The 14,408-nt window shown below is 67.3% G+C and carries 13 protein-coding genes; 8 read left to right on the top strand and 5 right to left on the bottom strand.

Translation table 11 applies throughout. The annotated features are described in order from the left end of the window. Nucleotides 1-21: 21 nt before the first annotated feature. A complete protein-coding gene (locus FV242_RS02885; protein ID WP_147906589.1) occupies nucleotides 22-2,349 on the bottom strand; it encodes an NADP-dependent malic enzyme in 2,328 nt (775 codons plus the stop codon). A gap of 78 nt (nucleotides 2,350-2,427) precedes the next feature. Here FV242_RS02885 and FV242_RS02880 point away from each other — a divergent pair, with 78 nt between their 5' ends. Together FV242_RS02880 and FV242_RS02875 are read left to right on the top strand one after the other, a co-directional pair. Next, on the top strand, nucleotides 2,428-3,102 hold the full coding sequence (locus FV242_RS02880; RefSeq protein ID WP_147937917.1) for a CatB-related O-acetyltransferase: 675 nt from the start codon (nucleotides 2,428-2,430) through the stop codon (nucleotides 3,100-3,102). Beyond that, a complete protein-coding gene (locus FV242_RS02875; protein WP_147937874.1) occupies nucleotides 3,102-3,359 on the top strand; it encodes a DUF3297 family protein in 258 nt (85 codons plus the stop codon). Before FV242_RS02880 ends, FV242_RS02875 begins: the two co-directional genes overlap by 1 nt. Here the strand turns inward: FV242_RS02875 and FV242_RS02870 are convergent. Genes FV242_RS02870 through aspS form a run of 4 tightly spaced genes read right to left on the bottom strand, consistent with a single transcriptional unit; the run spans nucleotide 3,323 to nucleotide 7,461 of the window. Next, complete coding sequence (locus FV242_RS02870) at nucleotides 3,323-3,652, bottom strand: hypothetical protein (RefSeq protein ID WP_147937873.1); 330 nt, start codon at nucleotides 3,650-3,652, stop codon at nucleotides 3,323-3,325. The two genes, FV242_RS02875 and FV242_RS02870, sit on opposite strands and share 37 nt — an antisense overlap. Then, complete coding sequence (locus FV242_RS02865) at nucleotides 3,649-4,725, bottom strand: acyltransferase (protein WP_147937872.1); 1,077 nt, start codon at nucleotides 4,723-4,725, stop codon at nucleotides 3,649-3,651. Before FV242_RS02865 ends, FV242_RS02870 begins: the two co-directional genes overlap by 4 nt. Then, a complete protein-coding gene (locus tag FV242_RS02860; protein WP_147937871.1) occupies nucleotides 4,725-5,594 on the bottom strand; it encodes a glycosyltransferase family 2 protein in 870 nt (289 codons plus the stop codon). Before FV242_RS02860 ends, FV242_RS02865 begins: the two co-directional genes overlap by 1 nt. A 22-nt stretch (nucleotides 5,595-5,616) precedes the next feature. Further along, entirely contained in the window at nucleotides 5,617-7,461 is a 1,845-nt protein-coding gene (gene aspS, locus FV242_RS02855) for an aspartate--tRNA ligase (RefSeq protein WP_147937870.1), read from the bottom strand. 133 nt (nucleotides 7,462-7,594) lie between these two features. Here aspS and FV242_RS02850 point away from each other — a divergent pair, with 133 nt between their 5' ends. The 6 genes from FV242_RS02850 (at nucleotide 7,595) to xoxJ (ending at nucleotide 14,392) form a co-directional block, all read left to right on the top strand. After that, on the top strand, nucleotides 7,595-7,987 hold the full coding sequence (locus FV242_RS02850) for a hypothetical protein (RefSeq protein WP_187278319.1): 393 nt from the start codon (nucleotides 7,595-7,597) through the stop codon (nucleotides 7,985-7,987). An 86-nt stretch (nucleotides 7,988-8,073) separates the two neighbouring features. Beyond that, complete coding sequence (rnd, locus tag FV242_RS02845; protein ID WP_147906595.1) at nucleotides 8,074-9,261, top strand: ribonuclease D; 1,188 nt, start codon at nucleotides 8,074-8,076, stop codon at nucleotides 9,259-9,261. 632 nt (nucleotides 9,262-9,893) lie between these two features. Then, entirely contained in the window at nucleotides 9,894-10,181 is a 288-nt protein-coding gene (locus FV242_RS02840; protein ID WP_147937869.1) for a hypothetical protein, read from the top strand. An 804-nt stretch (nucleotides 10,182-10,985) separates the two neighbouring features. After that, nucleotides 10,986-12,791, top strand: coding sequence for a lanthanide-dependent methanol dehydrogenase XoxF1 (gene xoxF1, locus FV242_RS02835; protein ID WP_147906597.1), 1,806 nt, complete (start codon nucleotides 10,986-10,988; stop codon nucleotides 12,789-12,791). 132 nt (nucleotides 12,792-12,923) lie between these two features. Next, on the top strand, nucleotides 12,924-13,535 hold the full coding sequence (locus FV242_RS02830; RefSeq protein ID WP_147906598.1) for a c-type cytochrome, methanol metabolism-related: 612 nt from the start codon (nucleotides 12,924-12,926) through the stop codon (nucleotides 13,533-13,535). Continuing rightward, nucleotides 13,535-14,392 (top strand): rare earth element methanol dehydrogenase accessory protein XoxJ, encoded by an 858-nt coding sequence (gene xoxJ, locus FV242_RS02825; protein WP_187193669.1) that lies wholly within the window; start codon nucleotides 13,535-13,537, stop codon nucleotides 14,390-14,392. Before FV242_RS02830 ends, xoxJ begins: the two co-directional genes overlap by 1 nt. Nucleotides 14,393-14,408: the final 16 nt, after the last annotated feature.

The raw sequence follows: 14,408 nt of genomic DNA, 5'->3' as shown, positions 1-14,408 counted from the left end.
GCCGGGATCGTTCCGCTCAGTTTACTCGGAGATCATGCCGGCGCCGGCTTCGCCCCCGGGCAGGGGCGCCGGCTCGGATTGCGCCTCGACCACGGCCGCGGCGGTGACGTTGACGATGCCGCGGGCCGTAACCGACGGCGTCAGGATGTGGGCGGGCTTGGCCGGGCCGATCAGCAGCGGCCCGACCGGCAGCGCGTCCGCCAAAACCTTGGCGAACTGGAACGCGATGTTGGCCGCATCCAGGTTCGGGAAGATCAGGACGTTGGCCGCGCCCTTGAGGCGCGAGCCCGGCAGCACCCGGTCGCGCACCAGCTCGGAGAGCGCCGAATCCGCCTGCATCTCGCCGTCGACCATCAGGTTCGGGTCGCGCGACTGCAGAAGCGCCAGCGCCTCCCGCATCTTCATGGCCGAGGGGGAATCCGACTGCCCGAAATCCGAGTGGCTCAGCAGGGCGATCTTGGGCGTCAGGCCGAAGCGGCTGACATGGCCGGCGCAGGCCTGAGCGACCTCGGCGATCTCCTCGGCGGTGGGATTCTGGCGGACATGGGTGTCGGCCAGGAAGTACGCACCTTCGCTGGTCACGATCAGGCTCATGGCGGCGCATTGGGCGATGCCGGGCGCCAGGCCGATCACGTCGCGGATGATCCTGAGCCGGGTCTCGAACCGGCCCTCCAGGCCGCAGATCAGGGCGTCGGCCTCGCCGCGCCGGACCGCGATGGCGCCGATCACGGTGTTGTTGGTGCGCACGAGCGTGCGGGCGGCATCCGGGGTGATGCCGCGCCGGCCGGCGACGTCCAGATAGGTCTGGACGTAGGCGCGGTAGCGGGGATCGTCCTCGGGATCGATCAGCTCGAAGTCGCGACCCTCCTGAATGGAGAGGCCGAAGCGCTTCAGGCGCGATTCGACCACGCGCGGGCGCCCAACCAGGATCGGGAACGCGACCTTGTCCTCCACGATCGCCTGGACGGCGCGCAGGACCCGCTCGTCCTCACCCTCGGCGTAGATCACCCGCTTGGGGTCGGCCTTCGCCTTCGAGAACAGCGGCTTCATGATGAGGCCGGACCGGTGGACGAACCGGTCGAGGCTGTCGACGTAGGCGTTGAAATCCGTGAGCGGCCGGCCGGCGACGCCGGAATCCATCGCGGCCTTGGCCACCGCCGGGGCGATGCGCACGATCAGGCGCGGGTCGAACGGGCTGGGGATCAGCGATTCCGGGCCGAACGGCCGTGCCTCGCCGCCATAGGCCCGCGCGACCACGTCGGAGGGAGTCTCGCGGGCGAGCGCCGCGATCGCCTTCACGGCCGCCTGCTTCATCTCCTCGTTGATGCTGGTGGCGCCGACATCGAGCGCCCCACGGAAGATGTAGGGGAAGCACAGGACGTTGTTGACCTGGTTCGGGAAGTCCGAGCGGCCGGTGCAGATCATCGCGTCGGGGCGCTTGGCCTGCGCGAGGTCCGGCATGATCTCCGGATAGGGGTTGGCGAGCGCCATGATCAGCGGCTTGTCCGCCATCTTCTCCAGCAGCTCGGGCTTCAGGACGCCGCCGGCCGAGAGGCCGATGAACACGTCCGCCCCCGGGATCACCTCGGCCAGCGTGCGCGCCTCGGTCTCCTGGGCGTAGACGTCTTTCCACCGGTCCATCAGCTCCGGGCGGCCCTTGTAGACCACGCCCTTGATGTCGGTGACCGTGATGTTCTCCCGGGTCGCGCCGAGCGAGACGAGCAGGTTCAGGCAGGCCAGCGCCGCCGCGCCGGCGCCGGAGGTGACGATGCGGACATCCGAAAGCGCCTTGCCGGCGAGTTCGAGCCCGTTGAGGACCGCCGCCGCCACGATGATCGCGGTGCCATGCTGGTCGTCGTGGAAGACCGGGATGTTCATCCGGGCCCGGCACTGCTCCTCGACCTCGAAGCACTCCGGCGCCTTGATGTCCTCCAGGTTGATGCCGCCGAAGGTCGGCCCGAGCGCGCAGACGACGTCGACGAGCTTGTTGACGTCCTTCTGGTCGACCTCGATGTCGAACACGTCGATGCCGGCGAACTTCTTGAACAGGACCGCCTTGCCCTCCATCACCGGCTTGGAGGCGAGCGGGCCGATATCGCCAAGGCCGAGGACGGCGGTACCGTTGGTGAGCACCGCCACGAGGTTCTGGCGGATCGTCAGTTCGGCAGCCTGTTGCGGGTCGTCGTAGATCGCCATGCAGGCGGCTGCGACGCCGGGCGAGTAGGCGAGGGCGAGGTCGCGCTGGTTGCCGAGCGGCTTGGTCGCCTGGATCTCCAGCTTCCCGGGCTGCGGCAGGCGGTGGTAGACGAGCGCCCCGGCCTTGAGGTCCTCGGACATGTTATCGGCCATCGCTCACCTTCCAGCTCGCCTACTTTCCCGGAGACGACGCGGTCGCGCACCGCGCCGGATCCCATCGTGACCGGTCTGTTGCACCGGCTGCGTAGGGGGCGCAACCCGCATAACGAGACGCGGATCCACCTCGCCGCGCTGGCGCGCGCGCACGGCTTCTCCATAGGCGCTTACTCGTACGGGCGTCCCAAAGTGCGCTTCCCGGAGAGCGGCCGTCGCCTGACGATCGGCCGCTATTGTTCCATCGCCGACAAGGTCGAGATCCTGCTCGGCGGCGACCACCGGCTCGACTGGGCCTCCACCTACCCGTTCGCGGCGATGCGCGGCCTGTTCCCGGATGCGCGTGCACCGGCGGATCACCACGCCTCGCGCGGCGACGTGGTGATCGGGCACGATGTCTGGCTCGGGTCCGGCTGCATGATCCTGTCCGGCGTCACGATCGGGCACGGCGCCGTGGTCGCGGCCCGGGCGGTGGTGACCCGGGACGTCCCGGCCTACGCTGTGGTCGCCGGCAACCCGGCCCGGGTGGTGCGCCACCGCTTCGACGAGGCCGCCGTGGCGGCGCTGGTGGAGACCGCCTGGTGGGACCGGCCGCACGCGACGGTGACGCGGCTGGTGCCGCTGCTGCAGAGCGGGCGGATCGCCGACCTGCTCGCGGCGTTGCGCGCCGAGCCGGATTCCCGTACCGGCGAGCCCTTCGCCCTGCCGGACCCGCGCGGGGCCGCACACGAAACCGACCCGAGATCCGGATGATGACCGACACGCCTCCCGACCGCCTGGCCGCGAACCCGAACAGCCCGTTCTACGACGAGGCCATGCTGGAGCGCGGCGTCGGCGTGCGATTCAAGGGCGTCGATAAGACCAACGTCGAGGAATACTGTGTCAGCGAGGGCTGGGTCCGCCTCTCGGCCGGCAAGACCCTCGACCGGGCCGGCAACCCGATGACCGTGAAGCTGAAGGGCACCGTCGAACCCTACTTTCGCGAGCCCGAGGCCGAGGCCGAGGGTTGAGCCTCTCGTAGAGTCAGTGCCGCGCTGAAGTTCTTCAATGCCCCCAGGACCAGCGTATGAACCTGATCCGGCGAGCGGGGCGCATCGATGATCAGGCTCGTCAGGATGTCATTGCGCCGGGCGCGCTGCTTGGCGGTTCGTGCATGGTTCGACAGACGCAGGTGCCAGGGGCTCTTAGATAGCGCGAGATAGAGGCTGTCACCGCGCTCGTTCCGGGCGACGATGGCGAAGCCCTCGGCCTCCAGAAGCCGTGCTGCAAGGGCCAGCGCGGCCGATGGGGGGAGGGTGCTCACGGCCCGGCCGGCTCGATCGTGCCGAGGCTGCGTCGGCCGAGCGCCCGCGCCTTGAGCGCCAGTGCCGGCCGTTCGACGCCGTACCAGGACAGCGCCGCCACCGGCAGCGTCACTGCGAGCGCGGGAGCGAGCAGGGCGAGGCCGGAGGGCTCTGGCCAGAGGGCATGCAGGCTCTGCTGCACCGGCCAGCCGTAGAGATAGATCCCGTAGGACAGGTCGGCCCTCGGATCGAACAGGCCGCGCGCCATCGGCCCGAGGGCGAGCCACACGGCGCCGTAGGCTTCCGCCAGGAACAGCAGGGGCGGGTAGGCCGGCGTTCGAGCGAGGAGCGTGGCCGCGACAGCCAGGCCGGCAAAGACGACACCCGAGACGCGCAGGCTGTCGCGCCACAGATACAGTCCGGCGCCGGCTGAAAAGATGAGCGGCAGCCGCAGGACCGTCTCCAGACCCTTCGGCAACTCGGGGCCACGCCAAGCTATGGCGGCCGTCAAGGCGACAGCGAGCCCCGCAACGATCAAGAGCGTCGGGATCCGCCGGCGGAGGAGGCCGCATAGGGCGGCGAGCAGCACGCCCAGGTAGCAAAGAGACTCGTATTTTAAGGTCCAGATCGTGCCGAGCGGCGCCCGGTACGGGTTGGCCTCGAAGACGCCGGGCAGCGCGGCGTTGCTCTTGAAGGCGGTCAGCGTCCCGCGCACGAACGACCAGAGGGCTGGATCGCGCAGGTACTCGCTCAGCGGCAGGCGCGTCATCGCGGCGCCGAGGAGCAGAGAAACGAGCACGGTGGCGGCGACGAAGCCCGGGAGGATCCGCAGGGCGCGGGCCAGCGCGTAGTCTCTGAGGCCGCGCCGGTCGCAGCTCATGGTGACGAGAAACCCCGAGACCGCGAAGAAGCCGTTCACCGCGTGCTCGCCCAGAGTGTAGCCGGTGAGCCGCGCCAGCGGCTCGTCGCCCGCGGCCCCGGTAGCGACGCTGAAAGCGTGCGAAACGACCACCGCCAGCGCCAGCGCCAGGCGCAAGCCGGTGAAGCCGTTGCGGCCGCGTGCCAGGGCGGTGGCGATCGTGGGGCCGGCCATCAGCGCAGCCCCTCGCGGGCCAGGGCGTCTCGGCCGCGCAGGAAGGCGAGGGCGCCGGATGCGGAGCCACCGTACCGCTCCAGCCCGGACCGGCGCAGGGCGAGTGCCGAGAGCGCGACCTTCGGCAGGTTGGTCATGAGGTGGGACACGCTCGGGTCGGGCAGGCCGTATTTGCGGCTGACATAGGCCCGCGACCACGCCTGATGCCAGCGCGACCGGAACACCCGGCCAAGCTCCGGTGCGGACGAGCGCCCGCGACCGTGCAGAGCCACGGCGCCGTGGACGTGGACGAGGGCGCGGCCCGCATCGGCTACGCGCCGACAGAGGTCGTCGTCCTCGTAGAACAGGAAGATGTTCGGATCGAAGCCGCCGAGGTCGAGGAACAGGGCCCGCGCGATCATCAGACAGGCCCCGGACAGGAACGGCGCGCAGGCATCGCCCTCGGGCAGCGCCGGGCGTCCCCCCGGGTTGGTGAGATACGGCGCCAGCAGCGAGCGCGCCTGGTAGAAGAACCGCCCGTCCGGCTCGACCAGGCGCGGCGCCAGCATTCCCGCATCCGGCCAAGCGGCGGCCGCCGCCAGCAACGCATCGACGGACCCCGGCTGCAGGACCACGTCCGGATTGACGATGAGGACCCGCTCCGCCGTCACGGCCGCGGTGACGCCGATATTGTTGGCGCGGCCGTAGCCCTCGTTGCGGGCGTTGCGGATCACCCGCGCGCCGGCGGCCTCCGCCACCGGCACGGAGGCGTCCTGGCTGGCGTTGTCGACCACGATCGCCGGCACGTGCTGCCGCGCCAGTGCCGCCAGACAGGCCGGCAGCACGTCGGCGCTGTCATGGGCGACGACGACCGCGACGAGGCTCGCCACGGCGCGACCGGACCGCCTGCGCTTACGCCTTCTTCTCGGGCAGGTTCAGGCGGATGTGCAGCTCGCGGAGCTGCTTGGGCGTCGCCTCGGAGGGCGCGCCCATCATCAGGTCCTCGGCGCGCTGGTTCATCGGGAACAGCACGACCTCGCGGATGTTCGGCTCGTTGCACAGGAGCATGACGATGCGGTCCACTCCCGGGGCGATGCCGCCGTGCGGCGGGGCGCCCATGCGCAGGGCGTTGAGCATGCCGCCGAACTTCTGCTCCAGCACATCGTGGCCGTAGCCGGCAATCGCGAAGGCCTTCTCCATCACGTCGGGGCGATGGTTGCGGATCGCGCCCGAGGACAGCTCGATGCCGTTGCAGACGATGTCGTACTGGAACGCCTTGATACCCAAGATTCTTTTTGTGACTTCGCCGTCCTGGCCCTCTGTGGCCAGGGTATCGAGGTCGAGGGCCAAAAAGTCCTCGCGGTCGATGTTCGGCATCGAGAACGGGTTGTGGGAGAAGTCGATCCGCTTCTCCTCCTCGCTCCACTCGTACATCGGGAAGTCCGTGATCCAGCAGAACGCGTACTGATCCTTGTCGCAGAGGCCGAGCTCGTCGCCGACGCGGATGCGGGCCTTGCCGGCGAGCGCCGCCGCCTTGGCCTCGGTCCCGGCGGAGAAGAACACCGCGTCGCCCGCCTTCGCGCCGGTCTTCTGCGCGATCAGGGCCTGGACCTCGGCCGGGATGAACTTGGCGATCGGCCCCTTGCCGGTAAGCTGCCCGCCGTCGTCCTCGAACACGACGTAGCCGAGCCCGGGCGCGCCCTCGGAGCGGGCCCAGTCGTTGAGCTTGTCGAAGAACGAGCGCGGCTGCGACGCGGCTCCGGTCGCCGGGATCGCCCGGACCACGCCGCCGGCACTGATGACGCCCTTGAAGGCCTTGAACGCCACGTCGTCCCGGGCGAACTCATCGGTAACGTCGGCGATGATGAGGGGATTGCGAAGGTCCGGCTTGTCGACGCCGTATTTCAGCATCGAATCCGCGAAGGTGATGCGCGGGAACTCCTTGGTGACGCGCTTGCCCTCGGCGAACTCTTCGAAGACGCCGCGCAGGACCGGCTCCACCGCCTGGAACACGTCTTCCTGGGTAACGAAGCTCATCTCGATATCGAGCTGGTAGAACTCGCCCGGCGAGCGGTCGGCGCGGGCGTCCTCGTCACGGAAGCAGGGCGCGATCTGGAAGTAGCGGTCGAAGCCCGCGATCATCGTCAGCTGCTTGAACTGCTGCGGCGCCTGCGGGAGCGCGTAGAACTTTCCGGGATGGACCCGGGACGGCACGAGGTAGTCGCGCGCGCCCTCGGGCGACGACGCGGTGAGGATCGGCGTCTGGAACTCGAAGAAGCCGCCGTCGCGCATCCGGCGGCGCAGCGCGTCGATGATCGCCCCGCGCTTCATGATGTTGGCGTGGAGCTTGTCCCGGCGCAGGTCGAGGAAGCGGTACCGCAGCCGCGTCTCCTCAGGGTATTCCAGATCGCCGAAGACCGGCAGCGGCAGCTCGCCGGCCGGACCCAGCACCTCCAGATCGTCGATGTAGACCTCGACCGCCCCGGTCGGCAGCTCGGCATTCTCGGTGCCGGCGGGCCGGGTGCGCACGCGCCCGTCGATACGCACCACCCATTCCGAGCGCGCGACCTCGGCGGCCTTGAAGGCGGGCGAGTCGGAATCGACCACGCATTGCGTCAGGCCGTAATGGTCCCGCAGGTCGATGAACAGCACGCCACCATGGTCGCGGATGCGGTGGCACCAGCCGGAGAGCCGGACGGTCTGTCCGACGTCGGACGGGCGGAGCGCCCCGCAGGTGTGGGAACGGTAACGGTGCATGACGGGCTTCTTCTCTGGGAAGGCGGGCACCATTCACGCGAGGCCCCCCAAGTCAAGCACGCGACGCCGGAAACCGGTGCCGAACCGGGCCTCCAGCCTACCGGACGGGGCCCACGATCCCCATATGATGTCCATGAGCCAAAACGCGTTTTCCGTTTCTGTCGGCCGTCCCGACCGGCCCGTCGAAAGCCAGTCCGGCGCCTGGCGCACGCTACCGCTCGAGGGGCATTTCGATCTGGTCTACGAGGACGCGACCGGTGCCTGGAGCAACCGCTCCCTGTCTGCGCGCGAACTGAAGCTCGGACCGGGCCGGACGCTCCTGGGCGGCATCGACGCCCGCCGGGGCGGCTATCGCGGCTTCCGGGTCGACCGGATCCGCCGGCTGACCGACGGCGCCACGGGCGAGCGCATCGAGACCGGCATCCTGGATCGCCTGCTCGGGCGCGCCGAAGCCCAGCGCCGGGCCGACGCAATGCGGATCCGCCGGCAGGCCCAGGCGCGCCGCCGGACGGCCTTGGCGAGCTGACCGGGCGCAAAGAGGACCGTGTGAAACATGGGGACCTTCGCGCAGGCGTCTCCCCATGACGGCGCCGGTTGCGTATAGCCGGATCCATGGACCTGATTACCACCACCGCCGCGCTGCACGACGTCTGCTCGCGTCTCGCCGAGCAACCCTTCGTGACCGTCGACACGGAGTTCATGCGCGAGACGACGTACTACCCGAAACTGTGCCTGATCCAGATCGCGGCACCGGACGGGACCGGCGTATTGGTTGATCCCCTGGCACCGGGCATCGACCTGCAACCGTTCATTGATCTGATGGCCGACGAGCGGACCGTGAAGGTGTTCCACTCGGCCCGTCAGGATCTCGAGATCATCTGGCTGATGGGCGGGATCCTGCCGCAGCCGTTCTTCGACACGCAGGTTGCCGCCATGGTCTGCGGCTACGGGGATTCCGTGTCGTACGAGCAGCTCGTCAACGACGTGGCGAAGGCCAAGATCGACAAATCGTCACGGTTCACCGACTGGTCGCGGCGGCCGCTCTCGGAAGCCCAGCTCAGCTACGCCCTGTCGGACGTCACCCACCTGGTGAAGGTCTACGAAGTCCTGGTCGCCGAGCTGCTGCGCACCGATCGCGGCGCCTGGCTCGACGAGGAGATGGCGGTCCTGACGTCGCCGGAGACCTACCGGGCCGACCCGGCCCAGGCCTGGCGGCGGCTTTCCGGACGGATGCGCAAGCCCCGTGAGATCGCCGTGCTCATGGAAGTAGCGGCCTGGCGCGAGAGCGAGGCACAGTCCCGGAACGTCCCCCGTGGCCGGGTCCTGAAGGATGAGGCGGTGATCGACGTCGCCTCGGCGGCGCCACGCGGCGCCGAGGCCCTGGGCCGGCTGCGGACGATTCCGGCCGGCTTCGAGCGTTCGCGCACTGGAGCCGACATTTTGGCCGCCGTGGAGCGCGGTCTCACCCGGGACACCGGTGACATCCGCATACCGGAGCGGATGCGCCGGAGCGGCGGCAACGGTGCCATCGTGGAATTGCTGAAGGTGCTGCTCAAGGCAGTGTGCGAGTCCGAGGCCGTCGCGCCGAAGATCATCGCGACGGTGGACGACCTGGAGGCCATCGCGGACGACGACACCGCCGAGGTCGCCGCGCTGCAGGGCTGGCGCCGGACCCTGTTCGGCGACAAGGCCCTCGCCTTGAAGCAGGGTCGTCTGGCGCTTTCGGTCGAGAACGGCCGCATCGTGGTTCGAGAACTGGAGCCGACGAGCGCGGTGGGTCACTCGGGTGTCGATGGCTAGGTCACGGGCGGGCGCCGGGACAGCGTCTGCAGGGGCGGTGGCGGTCGATAGGTGTTTACCGCGCCTCGGCGCGGGATGTGGCCCTGACCGGAGCCACTCTGAGTAAATTTCCGGCATCCTGGGATCGAGGAAGAGAGACATCTCTCAGCGAACCATCTTCGGGGCCCAGGCCGCCTGTTCGAATGTCGCCCCAAAGAAGGATGGCCGGTCGTCGGACCTGGCTCACATGGCCTTCGCCGTAAGCGTTACCCCGATCGAGGATTAGGTCCGTGTCGACCCCCGGCCCACGGCCAGGCGCAGCCAGTCTGTTTGATTTTTGTGGCGCTGTTATCGAAGCGGGGTTGCACCCCGGCACGGTAGGCGACCGCACCGAAAGACTCGAACGGAGTTGTCTTCAGCGTATCGCGCCCGCCGTGAACGGTATCGGCGGCGACCTGCTCCCCAGATGCTGCGAAGCACAGGGCTGTCGCCGGTTGTCCGTATCAGCTCAGCACCGTGAAGCTTCCGACGCCTGCACGCCGACGACGCTGCCGCTTCACGCAACAATACGGTCACGAGGGCGTGACACGTCGCGGCGGTAGGATTAAGTGGCAATGTTGCTTGCCACTTAATCCTACCGCCGCGTCACGCGTATGTTCGAACCGAACGAGATCCTGACGACGCTGACCGGGCGGGGCCTTGTCACGGCTGAAGGATGCCAAAGCGTTCGTGTCCGCTACCGTGTCGTCGTGGAGCGAAGGCAGGGCGGTGTGTTCGCCCACGGTGACCTCCACGGCAGCCATGCCGGCTTGAGACCGATCTGGCTCGAACCCGATGCCCAGCTCCGTCTCAAGAACGGCCGCCGCGTCGACATCTCCCTGACGGACCTCGTCGGCGACAGTGCCGAATTCGAAAGCGTTGGCGACGTCGGCGCGCTGTGACCGGTAACGACCGACGTTACTGACGGCCGGCAAGGGCTGTCTGCATGCATTGTTCGTAGCGACGCCCGGCCACCCCGCACCAAGCTGTCCCCGGCCGAGCCTGAACCCGCTGATGCCGGCGCAACACCCGGCCCAACCCGCCGGACCGTTGCTGTCTTGAACGTCACGAATCGAGCCGGGACGATTCGGCAATCACAGCCTCGTGAGGAGGACGAGCCACGGGCTCCAAAACGTCGCATCCAACGCGAGCGGCGGGACTACAAGCAGTCTTCAACCCACGAAAACGCCGCCATTTCCCAAGCTCGACCATTTCGCACCGCGATTGAACAAGCTCTCAGCCTGCGCCCTGAATACCGGTTATGGTCACGCTCATCAGGCAGTCGGAGCATAGTGGAACGAGCCTGGCGGCCTGGGCGTGCAAGAACTGCATGGACAGCGCGCTCTGCAGCCTGAGACGGGCCCAAATAGCCGCACCCCAGCTTGTGCAGCGCAGCATTCCACATTGCACAGCAATGACATTCGCGCGTGTTTTGTTACGCAAAAAGAAGCTTTCACCGTATCCCCAAGGCTCAGCAACATCGAGTTGACGGCGCTCAAAAATCTCTTAAGGTCCGGGCAAGCTTCGGTTTCGAGGGAGCCGCCTCAGGGATGGCGGCTCCTGGCGAGGGGATCTTTCGATCTCCTCAAGTCCGCTACGCCCGCTACCGAAGCGTCCATCCCTGTCGCAAACAGTCAGGTCGGGGTCCGAGCGACGCCACTCTCTAAGTGCGTCTGTACGACTCTTAAGACTTGTCGGAGGAACCCATGAGAGCGGTACATCTCCTCGCGCTCGGCGCAGGTGTCGCGGCTATCGCCGCGCCGGCGCTGGCCAACGAAAGCGTCCTGAAGAGCATCGCCAACCCGGCGGAACAAGCGCTTCAGACGGTTGACTACGGCAACACCCGTTATTCGAAGCTCGATCAGATCACCTCGGCGAACGTGAAGAACCTCCAGGTTGCCTGGACCTTCTCGACCGGCGTGCTGCGCGGCCACGAGGGCTCGCCGCTCGTGATCGGCAACATGATGTACGTGCACACGCCGTTCCCGAACATCGTGTACGCCCTGGACCTCGACCACGAGGCCAAGATCGTCTGGAAGTACGAGCCGAAGCAGGATCCGTCCGTGATCCCGGTCATGTGCTGTGACACGGTCAACCGCGGCCTCGCCTATGCCGACGGCACCATCCTGCTGCACCAGGCCGACACCACCCTCGTGTCGCTCGATGCCAAGACCGGCAAGGTGAACTGGTCCGTCGTCAACGGCGACCCGAAGAAGGGCGAGACCAACACCGCCACGGTTCTGCCCGTGAAGGACAAGGTCATCGTCGGCATCTCGGGCGGCGAGTTCGGCGTGCAGTGCCACGTCACCGCCTACGACCTGAAGACCGGCAAGAAGGTGTGGCGCGGCTACTCCATCGGCCCGGACGACCAGATGCTGGTCGACCCGGAGAAGACCACCTCGCTCGGCAAGCCGGTCGGCAAGGATTCTTCGCTGAAGACCTGGGAAGGCGATCAGTGGAAGACCGGCGGCGGCTGCACCTGGGGCTGGTTCTCGTACGACCCCAAGCTCGACCTGATGTACTACGGCTCGGGCAACCCCTCGACCTGGAACCCCAAGCAGCGTCCGGGCGACAACAAGTGGTCGATGACCATCTGGGCGCGTAACCCGGATACCGGCGTCGCCAAGTGGGTCTACCAGATGACCCCCCACGACGAGTGGGACTACGACGGCATCAACGAGATGATCCTCACGGATCAGAAGGTTGACGGCAAGGAGCAGCCGCTCCTGACCCACTTCGACCGTAACGGCTTCGGCTACACGCTGAACCGCGAGACCGGCGCCCTCCTGGTCGCCGAGAAGTTCGATCCGGCCGTCAACTGGGCGACCAAGGTCGATATGGACAAGGGTTCGAAGAACTACGGCCGGCCGCTGGTCGTGTCGAAGTACTCGACCGAGCAGAACGGCGAGGATACCAACTCCAAGGGTATCTGCCCGGCGGCCCTCGGCACCAAGGATCAGCAGCCTGCTGCCTTCTCGCCGAAGACCAACCTGTTCTACGTGCCCACCAACCACGTGTGCATGGACTACGAGCCGTTCCGGGTGACCTACACCCCGGGCCAGCCCTACGTCGGTGCGACCCTGTCGATGTACCCGGCCCCGAACTCGCACGGCGGCATGGGTAACTTCATCGCCTGGGACGGCGTCAACGGTAAGATCAAGTGGTCCAACGCCGAGCAGTTCTCGGTGTGGTCCGGTGCTCTCGCCACCGCCGGTGACGTGGTGTTCTACGGTACCCTCGAAGGTTACCTGAAGGCTGTCGACGACAAGACCGGCAAGGAGCTGTTCAAGTTCAAGACGCCGTCGGGCATCATCGGTAACGTGATGACCTACCAGCTCAAGGGCAAGCAGTACGTGGGCGTCCTGTCGGGCGTCGGCGGCTGGGCCGGCATCGGCCTCGCGGCCGGTCTGACCGACCCGAACGCCGGTCTCGGCGCGGTGGGCGGCTACGCAGCCCTCTCGCAGTACACCAACCTCGGTGGTCAGCTGACCGTCTTCGCTCTGCCGAACTAATCGGCCGCAGGGTTTAGGTGTCGAAATGGTGCCGGCGCGGGTTTCCGCGCCGGCATCCTTGTGATTAGAATTCGTCGTAAGAGGCTACGGCTCCAAGCGAGACGAAGGGCCTCGCTCCAGGGAGACTACGCGTTGCACAACCTCAGCAACATCGTCACGCGGCCGTTTCTCGCCGCCCTCGCCCTAGCGACCGTTTCCGCGGTTGCCGTACATGCTGAGGATGCCAAGCCTGCCGATCCGGCTCTCGCCAATTCGCTGAACGCGAACGACAAGACCGCCGAGCAGGACCCCGCTCTACTTAAGAAGAACGCCGCCGTTAAGGTCGAGGACGGCAAGTACGTCGACGCCGACGGCCATCCGACGTACCACGTTACCAACGATGGCAAGAAGCTCGACTGGTACACCTACTCCGGTTACCGCCGCTATCACGCCGAGTGCCACGTCTGCCACGGCCCTGATGGCATGGGCTCGACCTACGCGCCGGCCCTGAAGGACTCGCTGAAGCACCTCTCGTACGAGGAGTTCATCGGCATCCTGGTGGGCGGCAAGCAGGACATCAGCGCATCCGAGCAGAAGGTCATGCCGGCCTTTGGCGATAACAAGAACGTCATGTGCTACTCGGACGATCTCTACACCTACCTCAAGGCCCGGGCCGATGGCGCGGTTGGCCGCGTTCGTCCCTCCGACCACGAGGACAAGCCTGAGACCGCCCGGAAGGCCGAGAAGGAGTGCATGGGCGGCTGATGTCCTCCCTTGCATCGTCCTTTACCCGGACGCTCGCCCTCTGCGCCCTGTCGATGACGGTGGCGCAGGGGGCTGCAGCGCAGCATCTACCGGACACGGTTACGACCGATGTGCTGCGCGTCTGCGGCGATCCCGGCAACATGCCGTTTTCCGAGCGTAAGGAAGACGGCTTCGAGAACAAGATCGCGGCGATCATCGCCGACGAACTGAAGATCAAGGTCCGCTACTACTGGCTGACCCAGGGTCCCGGCTTCGTGCGCAACACGCTGGGCACCGGCCTGTGCGACCTGATCATGGGCCAGGCCTTCGGCAGCGACCTCGTCCAGACCACCAATCCTTATTATCGCTCGTCCTACGTGCTCGTCACCCGCACGGGAGAACTCGACGGCATCACCGCCCTCGACGATCCGCGGCTGAAGGGCAAGGCGATCGGGGTCATCGCCGGCACACCGCCGGTGAACCGGATGGGTGATCTCGGCCTCGTCTCGACCATGAAGGCCTACGCGCCCTATCAGCTCGATCCGGCCCGCAAGTACCAGACCGTCGGCGCCGAGATCGTCGGGGGGCTGGCTGCCAAGGACATCGATGCAGCGGTGCTCTGGGGACCTGCTGCAGGATGGCTTGCGAAGCAATCCGGAACGCCCATGACGGTGACGCCCCTGCTCAAGGAGCCCTCCCGTCCGCCTATGGCCTACCGGATCGCCATGGGTGTGCGCCTCGGCGAGAACGACTGGAAGCGCTCGCTCAATACGGTCCTGCGCAAGCGCAAGGCAGACATCGATCAGGTACTGCGCGACTACGACGTGCCGCTCCTCGACGACGAGGCCAATGAAATGGCCGAACCCGGCGCGAAGTAGGCCACGCTTCGGACTT

The organism is Methylobacterium sp. WL64, from assembly GCF_008039945.1.
In the GTDB taxonomy this organism is placed as follows: Bacteria; Pseudomonadota; Alphaproteobacteria; order Rhizobiales; family Beijerinckiaceae; genus Methylobacterium.
This window is presented reverse-complemented; position numbering and strand designations above follow the sequence as displayed.